The organism is Streptomyces sp. NBC_00829 (genome assembly GCF_045161795.1).
In the GTDB taxonomy this organism is placed as follows: domain Bacteria; phylum Actinomycetota; class Actinomycetes; order Streptomycetales; family Streptomycetaceae; genus Streptomyces.
The window spans coordinates 7,918,476-7,932,370 of sequence record NZ_CP108867.1; the positions used below are offsets into that span (position 1 = coordinate 7,918,476).

Annotated in this window: 15 protein-coding genes and 2 pseudogenes; 14 read left to right on the forward strand and 3 right to left on the reverse strand. The window is 70.1% G+C overall.

Annotated features, from left to right (window positions below; all coding sequences use genetic code 11):
• The first annotated feature begins 87 nt into the window (after nt 1–87).
• The 3 genes from OG293_RS35365 (at nt 88) to OG293_RS35375 (ending at nt 3,831) form a co-directional block, all read left to right on the forward strand.
• Entirely contained in the window at nt 88–609 is a 522-nt protein-coding gene (locus tag OG293_RS35365) for an MOSC domain-containing protein (RefSeq protein ID WP_406002831.1), read from the forward strand.
• A 264-nt stretch (nt 610–873) separates the two neighbouring features.
• The gene (locus OG293_RS35370; protein ID WP_406002832.1) at nt 874–2,019 is read left to right on the forward strand and encodes an XdhC family protein; all 1,146 of its coding nucleotides are present in this window, start codon (nt 874–876) and stop codon (nt 2,017–2,019) included.
• A 642-nt stretch (nt 2,020–2,661) separates the two neighbouring features.
• Nucleotides 2,662–3,831: an RCC1 domain-containing protein gene (locus OG293_RS35375; RefSeq protein WP_406002833.1), complete on the forward strand. Its 1,170-nt coding sequence runs from the start codon at nt 2,662–2,664 to the stop codon at nt 3,829–3,831.
• A gap of 176 nt (nt 3,832–4,007) precedes the next feature.
• On the opposite strand, the gene OG293_RS35380 is transcribed toward OG293_RS35375, so the two are convergent.
• Nucleotides 4,008–4,463: an Lrp/AsnC family transcriptional regulator gene (locus OG293_RS35380; RefSeq protein WP_406002834.1), complete on the reverse strand. Its 456-nt coding sequence runs from the start codon at nt 4,461–4,463 to the stop codon at nt 4,008–4,010.
• A 206-nt stretch (nt 4,464–4,669) separates the two neighbouring features.
• On the opposite strand from OG293_RS35380, the gene OG293_RS35385 reads away from it, so the two are divergent.
• The 5 genes and pseudogenes from OG293_RS35385 (at nt 4,670) to OG293_RS35405 (ending at nt 7,712) form a co-directional block, all read left to right on the forward strand.
• The gene (locus OG293_RS35385; RefSeq protein WP_406002835.1) at nt 4,670–5,692 is read left to right on the forward strand and encodes an asparaginase; all 1,023 of its coding nucleotides are present in this window, start codon (nt 4,670–4,672) and stop codon (nt 5,690–5,692) included.
• A 158-nt stretch (nt 5,693–5,850) separates the two neighbouring features.
• Nucleotides 5,851–5,946, forward strand: coding sequence for a lyase family protein (locus OG293_RS35390; protein ID WP_406002836.1), 96 nt, complete (start codon nt 5,851–5,853; stop codon nt 5,944–5,946).
• Nucleotides 5,928–6,077, forward strand: a pseudogene (aspA, locus tag OG293_RS35395) (aspartate ammonia-lyase); the annotation flags it as partial. The gene OG293_RS35390 and the pseudogene aspA, both read left to right, overlap by 19 nt.
• 363 nt (nt 6,078–6,440) lie before the next feature.
• Nucleotides 6,441–7,265: a TNT domain-containing protein gene (locus OG293_RS35400; RefSeq protein ID WP_406002837.1), complete on the forward strand. Its 825-nt coding sequence runs from the start codon at nt 6,441–6,443 to the stop codon at nt 7,263–7,265.
• 36 nt (nt 7,266–7,301) lie between these two features.
• Nucleotides 7,302–7,712, forward strand: coding sequence for a hypothetical protein (locus OG293_RS35405; RefSeq protein ID WP_406002838.1), 411 nt, complete (start codon nt 7,302–7,304; stop codon nt 7,710–7,712).
• Between the two features lie 35 nt (nt 7,713–7,747).
• Here the strand turns inward: OG293_RS35405 and OG293_RS35410 are convergent, their stop codons facing one another.
• Entirely contained in the window at nt 7,748–8,074 is a 327-nt protein-coding gene (locus OG293_RS35410; RefSeq protein WP_406002839.1) for a YncE family protein, read from the reverse strand.
• Between the two features lie 66 nt (nt 8,075–8,140).
• Between OG293_RS35410 and OG293_RS35415 the strand changes: the two are divergent.
• Nucleotides 8,141–8,950, forward strand: a pseudogene (locus tag OG293_RS35415) (LysR family transcriptional regulator); the annotation flags it as partial.
• Between the two features lie 249 nt (nt 8,951–9,199).
• Here OG293_RS35415 and OG293_RS35420 read toward each other — a convergent pair.
• Nucleotides 9,200–9,535 (reverse strand): hypothetical protein, encoded by a 336-nt coding sequence (locus tag OG293_RS35420; RefSeq protein ID WP_406002840.1) that lies wholly within the window; start codon nt 9,533–9,535, stop codon nt 9,200–9,202.
• Between the two features lie 208 nt (nt 9,536–9,743).
• On the opposite strand from OG293_RS35420, the gene OG293_RS35425 reads away from it, so the two are divergent.
• From OG293_RS35425 to OG293_RS35445, 5 genes are all read left to right on the forward strand, one after another.
• Nucleotides 9,744–11,162, forward strand: a complete 1,419-nt coding sequence (locus tag OG293_RS35425; RefSeq protein WP_406002841.1) for an alpha/beta hydrolase family protein — start codon at nt 9,744–9,746, stop codon at nt 11,160–11,162.
• A 32-nt stretch (nt 11,163–11,194) separates the two neighbouring features.
• Entirely contained in the window at nt 11,195–11,368 is a 174-nt protein-coding gene (locus OG293_RS35430; protein ID WP_406002842.1) for a hypothetical protein, read from the forward strand.
• Nucleotides 11,369–11,434: 66 nt separating this feature from the next.
• Nucleotides 11,435–12,085: a hypothetical protein gene (locus OG293_RS35435; RefSeq protein WP_406002843.1), complete on the forward strand. Its 651-nt coding sequence runs from the start codon at nt 11,435–11,437 to the stop codon at nt 12,083–12,085.
• 292 nt (nt 12,086–12,377) lie between these two features.
• Nucleotides 12,378–12,857 carry a hypothetical protein gene (locus tag OG293_RS35440; RefSeq protein ID WP_406002844.1) on the forward strand — a complete coding sequence of 160 codons (480 nt, stop codon included), beginning with the start codon at nt 12,378–12,380 and terminating at the stop codon, nt 12,855–12,857.
• 19 nt (nt 12,858–12,876) lie between these two features.
• Complete coding sequence (locus OG293_RS35445) at nt 12,877–13,344, forward strand: hypothetical protein (protein WP_406002845.1); 468 nt, start codon at nt 12,877–12,879, stop codon at nt 13,342–13,344.
• Nucleotides 13,345–13,895: the final 551 nt, after the last annotated feature.

Sequence of the window (13,895 nt, forward strand, 5' to 3'; positions counted from 1 at the left end):
GGATCAGGCCGGATGAGCGAGCCCGGCAAGATCCAAACAAGAGGCCCTAGGACACAGGAGTCCCTAGGACAGGGGAGGTGTACCGGTATGCAGCGCGGACGTGTCGTCTCCCTGCACCTGGCCGCCGCCTCCGGCGCCCCCACGTTCACCGTGGAAGCGGCGCGCGCCGTCAGAGGGCGGGGCCTGGAGGGCGACCGCAACTTCTGGTCGGGCGCAGGGCCCCGGCCGACCCGGCGCGGAAAGGGACGCGCCTCGGGAGTCTGCGACGTCACCCTGTTCGAGCTGGAGGCACTCGACGATCTCCGTCGCGCGACCGGCATCGAACTCACACCCGCGCAGAGCCGACGCAATGGGGTGTGCGCGGGAGTACGTCTCGATCCGCTCGTGGATCAGGAGTTCAGGGTCGGTGGCGTGACGCTTCGCGGCCTGCGCCTCAGCGAGCCCTGCGCGCGCCTCGAACAGCTCACTCGTCCCGGAGTAGTCCGCGGCCTTGTCCACCGGGGCGGACTGCGGGCCGAGGTGGTGGGCGGCGGTGTGATCCGCGCGGGGGACCCGATCGGTCCGGAGCCCTCGCAAACACGACGTGGGGACTCACTGTGCCGTCCGTGACCAGGCCGCCGCCTCCGAGGCCTGAAGGCGGTCCGCCGGCTGCGAGCGTGTGACCCAGGGTGATCCCTCAGGCTCCGCAGGCGACCGCATGAGTACGCGCCGTCCACCGAGGTGCGGGCGCGCCGTGATCCGCGGTGCTCCTGCCCCGCCCTGTCACGTAGCCCTCCGCAATTCGTGCCGGACACGGTTGGCAGATGTTGCCGTCGCATGTTCCCACGTCCGTGACATGTACTGGCGCACCAGGATCCGATGGAGGTGGGCAGCGTGCGTGACCTGCTGGACGACTTGGAGCAATGGTTCGCCGAAGGTGCCTCGTTCGCATTGGCCACGGTCGTCTCGACGCAGCGCAGCGCGCCGCGGGAGCCCGGGGCGGTGATGGCGGTGCGCGCCGACGGCCGGGTTCTCGGCAGCGTCTCGGGGGGCTGTGTCGAGGGAGCGGTGTACGAACTGGCGCACGAGGTGCTCGCCTCCGGGCGTCCCGCGACGGCTGCGTACGGCGTCGACGACGCGGATGCGGCGATGGTGGGGCTCACCTGCGGGGGAACGCTTGAGGTGTTCGTGGAACCGGTCGGCCCGGTCCTGTGGCCGGACTTCCCCGCCATGGCCTTCGCCGTGCGCGCGGGTGCCCGTTTGGCGGTGGCCACCGTGATTTCCTCACCCGACCCGCTTCGGATCGGTGCCCGGGTGTCGGTGGGGCTCGCGGACGTCGGGAGCGGCGGGTGCGACGGCCGCGTGGTGGACGCGGCGACGGCCATGCTGGAGTACGGGCAGTCGGGTCTCGTACGGCTCGGCGCCGACGGCCCGGAACGGGCGGACACCTTCGACGGCCAGGATGGCACCGAAGTCGTCTTCGTCCGCTCCTTCGTGCCGCCGCCCGGCCTGCTGGTGTTCGGGTCCAACGTCTATGCGGCGGCGGTGGCGCAGGCAGGTCGCTTCAGTGGCTTCCGGGTGACGGTGTGCGACGCCAGGCCGGTGTTCACCACGCCGGAGCGCTTCCCAGGAGCGGACGAGCTCGTGGTCGACTGGCCCGACCGGTACTGGGAGAAGGCGGAGGTTGATTCGCGCACGGCCGTCTGCGTGCTCACCCATGACCCGAAGTTCGATGTGCCGGTCCTGCTCAAGGCCCTGCGCTCACCCGCCGGATACGTCGGCGCCATGGGCAGCCGGACAGCACACGCCGACCGGCTGAGGCGTCTGCGGGAGGCGGGTGCCGGTGCCGGGGAGCTGAGTCGTCTGCACTCTCCGATAGGGCTCGATCTGGGCGCGCGGACGCCGGAGGAGACGGCGATCGCCGTGCTCGCGGAAATCGTCAAGTGCCGCAGCGGGGCTTCCGGCGAGCATCTGGCCCGCACCACGGGGCGGATTCACACGGACGGTCGGGACTCGAGATCGCTCATAGGTAACCCATAGTCCACGCGGATTCGGGCCGCTCACGCCGCGCCGCGGACCACACGGTGCGTCGTCCCGTAATCGGCCGACCCCGCGAGTCCGCGACAACAGCCCGGGGCGATCATGGTCGCGGTCCTCCTGTGGCGGGTGGCTATACCCCAGCACAGGTCGGACAGGCGGTTGATGCACGTTCGCGCGTGTCGCGCTGCCTGTGGGCCCGGCGCCCGATGCGCCGTTCCGCACGTCCTGGGGCGCGCCGCTCGCGTCACCCGACTGCATGCCCGTGGATCCAACGGCCGGGCCCGCCCCCGGAGTGAGCGGTGTTTTTGCAGTTCTCACGCGGGACGCCGCCTCACGCCGTTGACCTGCGAAAAGAGCCTGTGCGGCACAAGAGGGACGGCGCACTGCGCGCGTTCGTGAGTCCTGTTCCCCGAACAGGGTCGTCTCTTGTTCGGTGATTTATGCGCTGGCGCACGCCGTGGCGCGTCCAGGGCAAAGTGCATGCCCCGGAACACACCAATGAGCGGGTGGCTGATCAAGTGAAGCTGCCCGAATGCGTCGCTGAGACCCGTCATGACGGCTACCCATGGCCATGACTGTTCACCGTGAGCTGCAGCGTGGCTTCGCAGTCAGCTGCGCCACCTGATCGGCAAGGAATCCGACATGAACGCACACGCCCACCGCAAGAGACGCATCGCTCCCGTGCTGGGAGGTCTCGTGGCACTGCTGGCGGTGCTGGTCGCCTGGGCCCTGCCCTCCGCCACCGCAACGGCTCAGGAAGGCAGGATCAAAGGCTGGGGCGCCAACGACAACTACCAGCTCGGCGGCACCCTGACCAGCGCCAAGTACAACCCGGTGACCATACCGGGCCTCACCGACAGTGCGATCGAGAGCATGGCGGCAGGCTACTTCCACGGCCTCGCCCTGCTCTCCAACGGCACGGTGGAAAGCTGGGGACGCAACGCTGAAGGTCAGCTCGGCATCGGCAGTGTTTCCCCCCAGGACCAGGCGTCCACCGTCACCGGGCTCCGCGGCGTCGTCGCTGTCGCCGCAGGGAACTACCACAGCCTCGCCCTGATGGCCGACGGCACCGTACGCGCCTGGGGCGTCAACACCTACGGCCAGCTCGGCGACAACAGCACGGCCACCCGCACCACCCCGGTCACGGTCGCCGGTCTCACCAACGTCGAGGCCATCGCGGCCGGCAACCACCACAGCATGGCGGTCCTCGCGGACGGCACCGTCAAGACCTGGGGCTACAACGCCAACGGCCAGCTCGGCGACGGCAGCACGGCCAACCGCACCACCCCCGTGACCGTCACCGGCCTGAGCAACGTCCGCAGTGTCGCCGGCGGAAACGTCCACAGCCTCGCCCGGCTCGCCGACGGCACCGTCTGGGCCTGGGGCTACAACGCCCAGGGCCAGCTCGGCGACAACACGACCACCCAGCGCCTCACCCCCGTCAAGGTCGACGCCGTGGCCAATGCCCGCGAGATCAGCGCGGGGGTCCACCACAGTGTCGCCCGGCTCGCCGACGGCACTGTCAAGACCTGGGGCTACAACGCCCACGGCCAGCTCGGCGACGGCACCACCACCAACCGGCCCACCGCCATCACCCTCGACGGAGCCGCCAACATCCGCGCCATCTCCGCAGGCGGATACCACACCATGCTCCTCGACCGTGACGGTCGCGTCAGCAGTGTGGGCTACAACAACAACGGGCAGATCGGCGACGGCACGACCACCAACCGCGCCGTGCTCACCACCCCCGCGATGAGTCTCAGCAGCGTCTCGCTCATTGCGGCCGGCGGCGAGTTCAGCCTCGCCGGATAGCACAAGCCTCGCGCCGGGTCGGCCGTCGGACACGGCCGACCCGGTCCGGGATTCTCTCCTCGGACGCCGTCATGCCGTCGGACTCCGGGCCGAGTCGCCATCGCCCCCGCACCCACGGCCGCGCCCGGGTGCGAGCGCGCCGCATGCCGTGCTCCACGCAGCGGATCAGCCTGGGCTCAGCCGTCCACCGGCAGGCCGCGGAGCTCCTTGACCCGCTTCATGATGATCTGCGAGTTGACCTCGGTGACGCCGGACAGCGAGGTCAGCTTCTCGATCCACAGCCGCTCGTACGCACGCAGGTCCTCGACCGCGATACGCAGCAGGCAACCCGGGCTGCCGAAGAGCCGGTACGCCTCGATGACGTCGGGGATGTCCTGGAGGCCGGCCTCGAAGGCCTCGACAACCTCGCGGTCGCGCTTGACCTCTATGGAGACGAGGACTTCGAAGCCCCGGCCCACCGCCTCCGGGTCGATCACCGCGCGATAGCCCTGGATCACCCCGTCCTGCTCCAGTTGCCGGACACGGCGCATGCACGGTGAGGGGGTCAGCCCCACCCGCTGCGCCAGCTCCTGGTTGCTCAGCCGCCCATCACTCTGCAGCTCACGCAAGATATCTCGATCAATCTCGTCCATGGCGCAATTATTGACCACATCCAAGCCTTGAGAAGGCCTAATTTCGCGATCGCATTGCGAGCCGGGAACTCTATCATTGCGTCCGACTGCTCCGGCATCCCCGGACCAGCCATGGGGCGCAGCCCGGCGGGGCCACGAGCGAAGCCGGGCCGCGTGCCCCGTCGTATTCGCCGCAGCACGAGTGGCACGAACGAGGAGTGGGTTCTGTGGGACGTGTCGTGGTCATCAGCACCGGCGGGACCATAGCCAGCCGCTGGCAAGGATCGGGATTCGCCGCCGACGCGCACGGCCAAGAGGTCATGGCAACCGCAGCGGTGCCCCAAGGTGTCACCGTCGAGATCGTCGATCTGTTCAGCGTGAACAGCCCCCGTCTCACCACCGCTCACCAGCTCACACTGCTCCGCACGGTCCACGAGGTCCTCGCCGACCCCGGTGTGGACGGCATCGTCGTCACCCACGGCACCGACACCCTGGAGGAGTCGGCGTTTCTGGTCGACCTCCACCACGACGACCCCCGCCCGGTCGTCTTCACCGGCGCGCAGCTTCCCCTCGACGCGGTCGACGGCGACGGGCCCGGCAACCTCCACGACGCACTGCTGACCGCCGCGACCACGCGCGGCCTTGGGGTAGTGGTCGCCTTCGACGGCAAGGTGCACCCGGCCCGCGGCACCGTCAAGACGCAGACGCTGGCCGCCGACGCCTTCGGCGACCCGTCCGGCGCCCGCATCGGGAACATCGGCTTCGGCCGGGTCTCCGTACTGCGCCACCCCCAGCGCCCCGCCGCGCTGGCCCTGCCCGCCATGCCGGACGCCCCTCCCCGAGTCGACATGGTGATGCACCACTGCGACGCCGACCCGGTTCTGCTGGAAGCTGCCCTGAACGCGGGAGCGCAGGGAATCGTCCTGGTGGCCACCGGCGCCGGCAACGCCACCCCCGAGATCGTCGAAGCCGTCGCCTCCGCCACGTCCCGCGGCGTGCTCGTCGCCCTGACCACCCGGGTCCAGTCCGGACCGGTCACCGAGATCTACACCCACGGCGGCGCTGTCGACCTCGTGGCCGCGGGCGCGGTGACGACCGGTACGCTGCGGGCCGGCCAGGCCCGGATTGCCGTGCTCACCGCCCTGCTCGCGGCCACCGACCCGCACGAGCGGGAGCGGGTGCTGCGCCACGCGGTCGGCGAGGCCATGCCCGCGAACGCCGACCCGTCGGCCGAACTCCTCCCGATCTGACCGCGGGCCGACACGACTCCCCGTACGCCGTGTTGACACCGGGGATTCCCGGGCGGCCCCCCCTCTCAGCTCACCCCACCTCCGTACGCACCGGACACGAGAGTCCGCACCGCCATGGCCACGCCCGGAAGGCCGGGGAGTTCGCGGACGTCCTGAAGATGGGCCGTACCCAGCTGCAGGACGCGGTGCCCATGACCCTGGGCCAGAAGTTCGCCACGAACGCTGTCAGGCTCGCATCATGCCCGGCAAGGTGAACCCTGTCGTCCCCGACGTGGTCAACCAGATCGCGTTCGAGGTCATCGGCAACGACCTGGCGGTGACCATGGCCGCCGAGGCGGGCCAGCTCCAGCTGAACGCCTTCGAACCGGTCATCGCCCACAGCCTGCGTGGTCAATCCTGCCTGCAACCATCCGGCTCTGACGTCAACTGTGCTGCACCGGACGCGTCCGCATCGGTCGGCCCACCTGGACTCCAGCGGATGGGATGAGCGAGCGCAGAGCCGGCACGCTGCCACCGGCCATACCCAAACCCGCCGGGACCGGTGCGGCCGAGGAAGGTGAGCCTGACGATCAGCCCGAGGACGACTGCGGTCAGCAGGACGATGGCGGTGGTGTGGGTTCCCCTCTCCCACCGAACGAGTGGCGGGCACGCCCATTCGGCGCGTCCGGATTGCTGTGCCTCGGAGGGGCATCTGTGATGGGTCAGGGCGCTCCTGACGCCCCGTGGACTCGATCTCCTGGAGGCATCAGTGGCGACCCGTCGATGGTTTGTGAGCCTGGCCGGCGCGGCCGGCCTTGTCGGTTCACTCCTGCTCAGTGCGCCCTCGTCCGCTGCCGTGGACGCGCGGACGTCCGACGCCGATCGCTCCCTGACACCGGCCGGTCCCCTCCAGTGGCCGGCGCGTGAGCAGGCGGTCGAAGACGACAAGCAGCGGCGGCAGGACCGCCCGCCCGGGCCGGGCGATGAGAAGGACGGCTGCCTGGGACTGGTACCGACGCCTTACCCCTATGCGAACACAGAATTCGTGTGCAACGACTGGCGGTTCGGCCCGGTCGATCTGCCGCGCAGCGGGGTACTCGGGAGCATCCTCAGTGGCTACGACCGCTTCGGCACCCTCACCCCTGTGGAGTTCCTCAACAAGTGGTGGGACCCGACCATGGACGTCGGGCAGGGCAACTGGAAGTACCCGCCGGACGACGGCTTCGATCACGACACCGCAGGAAAGGTCATCGCGAACGAGGTGACCCTCCACCCCGGCCAGCTGCTGGACCGATTCGGCAATGAGTTCGGCAGTTTCCTCTCGCCGGCCGGTGCGAAGTACAAGGAACGCGCTCTCCCGCCGTCCAATCTCAACACCGAGGACCCGCGCTACCCGTACAACTACCACCTGTACCGGGTGAAGAAGGACACCCTTGTGTGTGCCGGGCCCATCGCCCCGGCGTTCGAGCAGCCCGGGCAGGGCGTGCAGTACGTGACCTCGTTCTCGCGGAAGCGTACGTACTGCACCAACGTGCCCACAGACAAGACGGTGCGCGCCCTGGTGATGGACGGCAATCTGGAGCGGGCGAACTGATCGCCGAGCGGGCGGAGGGCAGGGGCACGGTCGGGAATGGACCGTCATGAGTTGTGTGAGGCGCTGCGGGCGGCCGGGGTTCCGGCCGGGGTGTACGAGATCCCCGACTGCCCCGGCCCTCCCGGCGGCCCCCGGTCGGCGGACCGCCTCTATCTCGAGGAACAGGCGGGAGAGTGGGTGGCAGGTGTTCAGCAGCGGGGCGTGCGCACGGTGCTGAAGCGGTTCCCCGACGAGGACCAGGCCTGCCGCGCTGTCTACGTCGAGCTGACCGACGAGGGCCCGCAGCCCTCTCCGCTCACCCCGGAGGAGACCGAGGAACTTCTGCACGACAGCGAGGGCATCCAGCGCCGGGCCCGCGAGGGGCTGGCGCGGGCGCTGGAGGCCACCGCCCGGCAGTCACCCCCGGGTGATGCCGGGCGGCATGCCCGAGGTGATCGGGACCGCTGACCGTACGACGGGGGCCTGACCCGGCGTGGGCGGGGTCAGGCCGGGCGGGGGATGTAGGCCAGGCCGTGGGCGCCGGGCTCGCCGAGCTTGGCGATGTCCAGCCGGGCCAGGCCCCGCAGCGTCTGTAGGTCAACGATGTCGACGGTCGACGAGGCGACGCAGGACACATAGGCGATCCGGCCGTCGGGCGACGAGGTGATGGTCAGCGGGCAGAGCCCCACCTCAAGCTCGCCCAGCTGCCTGCGGGTGCCGGCGGAGAACACGGTGAGGCGACCCGGCGCGTGGCGTCCGAGGCGGGACACCGGGTCGGGTTCCATGCGCACTTCGCCCGCGAGCAGCTTTCCCGTCGACGTCAGGTGCACCGGCAGGACGACGTTCTCCGTGGGCAGGGTGTCGACGACGGACGCCGTCCGGGCGTCGATGACCCGGTGGATCTCAACCTGCTGCGAACTCTGGACGCCCTGCTCCAGGAGAACAGCGTCACCCGTGCCGCGGAGCGACTCGGCACGTCACCCGCGGCAACCAGCCGTACCCTGGCCCGGCTCCGCCGTGCCGTCGGTGACCCTCTGCTGGTCCGCGCGGGGCAGGGGATGGTTCCGACCCCGCGAGCCCTGGAACTCCGGGAGCAGGTAAGCGCGCTGCTGCGCGGCTGCGACAACGTCCTGCGGCCCGGGGCCGGTTTCGATGCCGTTCATCTCCAGCGCACCTTCACTGTGCAGGCCACCGACCTCCTCCTGGTGGGGCTGGCCGGGACTTTGACCGACCGGATCCATACGGAGGCTCCGCACGTGGACGTGGTGTTCCTGCCGGAAGCGGTCGAGGGCGGCCCCGCGCTGCGGCAGGGCTGGGTGGACGTCGAACTGGGGGTCCTCGGGCACCTGGCCCCGGAGAGCCGCACCCAACGGCTCACCCGGCTGCCGCTGGTCGGCATCGCCCGCAGCGGTCATCCCCTCTTCGACGGGCGGATTGATGCCCGCCGTTTCGCCGCGGCCGACCACATCGGCATTTCCCGGCTCGGTAAACGCCTCGGACCGATCGATGGCGCGCTCGCGGAACTCGGGCTGCGTCGGAGGATCGCGGTCGTTGTGCCCAGCCATACGAGTGCGATGATGCTCGCCCGGGACACCGACCTCGTTGCGCTCACCCTGACCGACTGGCTTCCCGACACCACCTCCGCGCTGGGACTGCGCACCTTCCCCATCCCTCTCGACCTGGCACCCCTCGAACTCGGAATGGCCTGGCACCCCCGCAACTCGACCGACCCTGGGCACCGCTGGTTCCGAGACCACCTGGCGACCGTGGTCCTGGCACCGTCCGGACCGGGGTACGGCGGCTCCGAGGGGGCACAACGCCGTAGGCGTCAGGCGTACACCCTCGACAGGTGCGAGCCATGCCCGAGTCCTGGACATGTGCGCCCCCGGCCCCATTCGCCGTCGTCGCCTTCGGCATGGACCCGTGGGTCAGGGTCACACCGACCGCGACGGAGGCTAGGACTTCCAGTCCGCGTCGAAGCAGGCTTGAGTGAAGGCATCCCCGCCGGTCTTCCACGGGCCTGCGCCGGCATCCGCTGCCTGCATCATGGCGAGAGCGTTGTCCGAGATGCCGTTGGTCACGGAAGACTCGGCCCACCACATGACCTTCTTCGCGAGGTCGATGCGGGCCTGCTGGGTCTGGGCCTTCTTGTGGCCGCTGGCGAAGACGGAGCACGCGAGGTCAGCGGCGTCGTCGAACTTCGTGCGGTCGACCTGCTCGCCTTCGGCGCCGCAGGCGGTGAGCGCGAGCGCGGCGAGGAGCAGCGCGGCTGCGCGGGTGTAGGTGTTCATGGTGCCCCCAAGAGTTGCTGGGGCCATGATGCAACGGCTTGCCAGCTGCGTCTGAGGATACGACGGCCACGGCCGGCGGAGACGACTGCCGTCCCGCCCGTCGAAGCCCCGCTGCCCCGGCGGAGGCGTGTCGGCGCGCGGGCCGTTCGAAGGACTGGTGGGAGTGGCACTGCGGCCCGGCCGACGCGGGCTCCTAGCGTTTCCGGGCATGACGAACTCATCCTCAGACCTTGCGGCGAGGCCCACCCGACGGGGGGCGCTCGCCGGTATGGCGGCCGGGGCCGGAGCGGCCTTCCTGGCCTCGACGCCGACGGCCTCCGCACTGGTACCCGCCGGAGCCCGTGGGGCAGCCGAGCCCACCCCGTCGGCGACGACCGGCGCCACGTCGCCGAAGCCCGGAGCCATGCAGCTGTTCACGGACCCCGCGCTCAACTTCGCCGCGCTGCTGGCCCTGGGCGGCGCCGGGTTCGGCTCGAGCGAGGTCGGCGAGGTCCTGACCGCCGTCAACGCGATCAACGCCGCCGGGGCGGACCAGCAGACCTTCACCGCGGAGTTCCGGCGCTGGGGGGACCGGCTGACGACCACCGCGAGCCGGCACCCGCAGACCCGGCGCTCCCGCTCGCTGCGGGCGGCCCAGTACTACGGGCAGGCGCTGTTCTTCGTGCTCGGCTCGGATACCCCCGGCGACGAGGAAGGGCTCTACCGCGCAGGGCGTCGCTCCTGGGACCGGTTCGCCCGGCTGTGCACACCGGCGGCGATCAGCGACCAGGTCCGGTACGAGGGCGGGACGTCGATCCCGGTCTGGTTCTTCCGCCCCGATGCCTCCGGCAGGGCCAGGCCGACGGTCATCCTCACCAACGGCAGCGACGGCCAGAACGTCGACATGTGGACGTACGGCGTCTCCGCCGCGCTCGCCCGCGGCTGGAACGCGCTCGTGTACGACGGACCGGGCCAGGGCCAGTTGCTCTTCGTCGATCAAGTCGTCTTCACCCCGCGCTGGGAGCGGGTCGTCTCTCCTGTGGTGGACTGGCTGGAGCGCCGCAGAGACGTCGACGAGCGGCGCATCGCCCTGACCGGGCTGTCGATGGGCGGCGACCTCGCGCCGCGCGCTGCGGCCTTCGAACGCAGGATCGCGGCCCTGGCCGCGATGCCGGGAGTGCTCTCGCCGTGGCTGGGTTTTCCGGCGGAGCTCCGGAGCATCGTGACCCCCGACAAGGCGGAGACCAACCGCATCTGGAACGAAGAAGTCGTGCCCGGGCTGAGCCCGGAGGAAGCGGGCGCCATCAAGAAGCGGGTCGAGCCGTTCTCGGTCCCGGCGATGCTGGCCGCCCGTCAGGGCCGGATCTTCACCGACTTCTGGACACCGGCTCAGCGGATCATGGCCCTCGACATCACCAGGGTCGTGGGCCGTATCACGTGCCCCACGCTGGTGCTGGACTACGACGACGAGCAGTTCTACCCCGGCCAGCCACGCGCGTTCTACGATCTGCTGCGTGCCCCCAAGCAGTATGAGCTGCTGACTGCGGCCACCGGTGCCCAGCTGCACTGCTCGCCGATGGCGCCGCAGCAGCACTGCGAGGTCGTCTTCGACTGGCTGGAGGACACCCTGCGGCGGGGCCGCCCGTAGACCCCTGGCTGCTCGACGACCCGCACGAGCGGGTGCGCCACGCGGTTGCCACGCACCCCCGGCTGCCCGCGGGGGCGCTGGTCCGGCTGCTGCGGGACACCGACACCGCAGAGGCAGTGGCCCGGCATCCGGAGCTGCCCGTCGCCGTCATGGAGCGACTGCTCCGGTGGCTCCGGCCTCCCGCCGACGCCACTCCGGGGCTGTGAGGTGCCGCTGGGGTGCCGGTGACCAGTTTGCTGACAGCGGTACCGCGCTGCGCCTACCGTGACGGCATGGCAGCAGAGGACGGGGGACCCGCCGCCGCGACAGAACGGGCCCCTGTGGTGGTTCGGAGTGTTTTCGCCTGCATCGGGGCGTCGATCGCCGTCGTCGGGCTGTGGGTGGCAGTGCTGTTCGGCGCGAAGGTCCTGGCCGGTGCCGGGTGGGCCGGCACCCCCGGCCGGCTCGCAGTCGAGACGTGCGTGGACACCGAGTCGGCCTCGGCCGACCGCGTCACCGTCCGGACGCGCTGGTGTTCCGGCACCTTCCGCCCGGACGACGGCGGAGCGGAGATCGAGCACGTCACCCTCAAGGGCGGCGCCGGCGCCGCGTACGTGCCGCCGCGGCCGGGAAGCCGGTGCTACGGCGACTCGCCGGACCGGCCCTGGTGGTGCAAGGGGGACCGGCCGACCTTGGTGGCGGTGCGCTATCTCGACGGCCAGGCGTGGATGTTCGGCAGCGGCCTGCTCCTGCCGGGTGCCGTGGCGCTTCTCGGCCTGTGCGGATTCGGGCTGGGGCTCCTGCTGGGTGTCCATCAGTTGCTGTGGCCGGACCCCGAACGGCGGCCGCCCTGGATGCGGCGCACCATGTACGGCGTCGGCGTGATCGGTGCGGCTGGTGCGGCAGGGCTGCTGCTCGCGTTGGCGTTCGACGTCAACGGCTGAAGTGCGAACCTGGGCTCCGGCTCCGGCGGCCCACCTCGGCCGCCGCCGCGGCCAGGCACCGATTCTGACACTACGTCAATGTGTTCTACATCGTTCCTTGTTCACGACACCCGGTCTGGAGCACACTGGAGTTCGAAATCGCACACAGGTTCCCTTTGGTGGTATGGGAGGTCGCCGCTCGTGCCTGTGTGGTGAAGGTGACGCGCAACGGCGACTGGACCCTGCCTTTCGCGCTCCGGTGGCCACTCCAGCGGTTGTTCGGTGTATGCACCAATCCACGTAGGGGGAATTCATGTCCGCATGTCCACCTCGGAAATCCCGGGCGAAGGTCGCCGCCGCCTCCGCCCTGACGCTGGCCGCGACGCTGACCGGAGCCGCGGTAGCGCCGACCCCGGCCGCAGCTGACGACGGCGACCGCACGCAGACCGTCAACTGCGCAAGCCTGTGGGTCAACGACTCAGCGGGAGCTACTCATGCCAGGCTGCAGGGCTGCACTGTGACCTGGGGGAAGAACATCCTCGACGGCGCCTACTGGCAGACGGTGAAGTTCCAGCTGCTCGACACCCGGACCGACGGTGTCTGTGCCCGGGCAATAGTGATTCTGTCCGACAGTGGGGCCAGCGCGTCGTCCAGTGAATGCAAGGGTGTCCCGACGACGAAAACGGCGACCTTCAGCGGCCGGGCCACGAACATCTTCATCAGGATCTCTTACGGCACCAACTCCACGTACGGGAAGATCAGTACGAATGTCACGCCGCCGTCCGGTTTCTGAGAGTTGAGGGGGGAAGCTCATGTCTGAACGTCCGCAGCGGAGATCTCTGAGAGCCGTTGAGGCCGCCGCCCTGACGGTTGCGGTCGGAATCGGCGGGGCGCTGCTGCCGGCTGCGGCGGCTGCCGATGACGGTGACCGTACGCAGACCGTCAGCTGCGGCACTCTGGAGAGCACGGACTCCGGCGGAGTGGTCCATGCGAAGATCCGGAACTGCAGCGTTACCTGGGGGAAGAACGTCCTCGACGGCGCCTACTGGCAGACGGTGAAGTTCCAGCTGCTCGACTCTCGCACCGACGGTGTCTGTGCGCGGGCGAGAGTCGCTGGGGAGCAGGGCAGCAAGGACTTCAGCGAGTGCAACGGTGTATGGACGACGAAAACGGCGACCTTCGGCGGCCGGACCTCCGTCATATTCATCTCCATCGGGTACGGACGCTCGGCGAGCGATCTGACGCACTACAAGGGCATGTTCGCGCCATCCGGTTTCTGAGCACGAGCGGTGTAGTGAAGGACCCGACGATACGTGACCTCGTTTGGTCACGTGCGAGGTGCCGATGTGGTGCCGACTCTGCGGGTGCTCGGCGCCGTTTTGCGCGGGTGGGCTTCTTGCCGTCGGGCCCTGGCGGCACATCCGCCCCAGGGCAGGGCTTCAGCGGTGTCGGCCTCGGCCGTGCCGGCCCTGAGGCCGACACGCCGTCCTGCGCAGGCCCCAAGCCCGGGCGGGCCGCCCGGCGGGGCCGAGAGTGGGCCTCGGTGCCACGGGAAGCCGACGCTCCTTCGACGACCGCAGGCAGCTGCGGACGGTCTGGACCTCCCCCCGGAGAAGCAGCCGAGCGTGAGGACGTCACGGTGAAGCGAGGGATGTCACGACATCCCTCGCTCCATCGTTGGCGCAGGTAGGGCTCGTACTCCGCGAAGACGGCCTACTGGTTGACCGCCCGGATCAGCCGATCGTCGATGCTGGTGGTGGGCGAGGCGGCGGACGGTCGGTCGGTCCAGCTGCCACCCTGCCGATCACCGTCAGGGACGTGCCCTCGGCTG

Excerpts from the sequence above, each read along its gene's own strand:
- OG293_RS35365 (WP_406002831.1), top strand. The coding sequence starts at position 88 with ATGCAGCGCGGACGTGTCGTCTCCCTGCACCTGGCCGCCGCCTCCGGC.
- OG293_RS35375 (WP_406002833.1), top strand. The coding sequence starts at position 2,662 with ATGAACGCACACGCCCACCGCAAGAGACGCATCGCTCCCGTGCTGGGA.
- OG293_RS35380 (WP_406002834.1), bottom strand. The coding sequence starts at position 4,463 with ATGGACGAGATTGATCGAGATATCTTGCGTGAGCTGCAGAGTGATGGG.
- OG293_RS35390 (WP_406002836.1), top strand. The coding sequence starts at position 5,851 with ATGGGCCGTACCCAGCTGCAGGACGCGGTGCCCATGACCCTGGGCCAG.
- OG293_RS35405 (WP_406002838.1), top strand. The coding sequence starts at position 7,302 with ATGGACCGTCATGAGTTGTGTGAGGCGCTGCGGGCGGCCGGGGTTCCG.
- OG293_RS35420 (WP_406002840.1), bottom strand. The coding sequence starts at position 9,535 with ATGAACACCTACACCCGCGCAGCCGCGCTGCTCCTCGCCGCGCTCGCG.
- OG293_RS35425 (WP_406002841.1), top strand. The coding sequence starts at position 9,744 with ATGACGAACTCATCCTCAGACCTTGCGGCGAGGCCCACCCGACGGGGG.
- OG293_RS35435 (WP_406002843.1), top strand. The coding sequence starts at position 11,435 with ATGGCAGCAGAGGACGGGGGACCCGCCGCCGCGACAGAACGGGCCCCT.
- OG293_RS35440 (WP_406002844.1), top strand. The coding sequence starts at position 12,378 with ATGTCCGCATGTCCACCTCGGAAATCCCGGGCGAAGGTCGCCGCCGCC.
- OG293_RS35445 (WP_406002845.1), top strand. The coding sequence starts at position 12,877 with ATGTCTGAACGTCCGCAGCGGAGATCTCTGAGAGCCGTTGAGGCCGCC.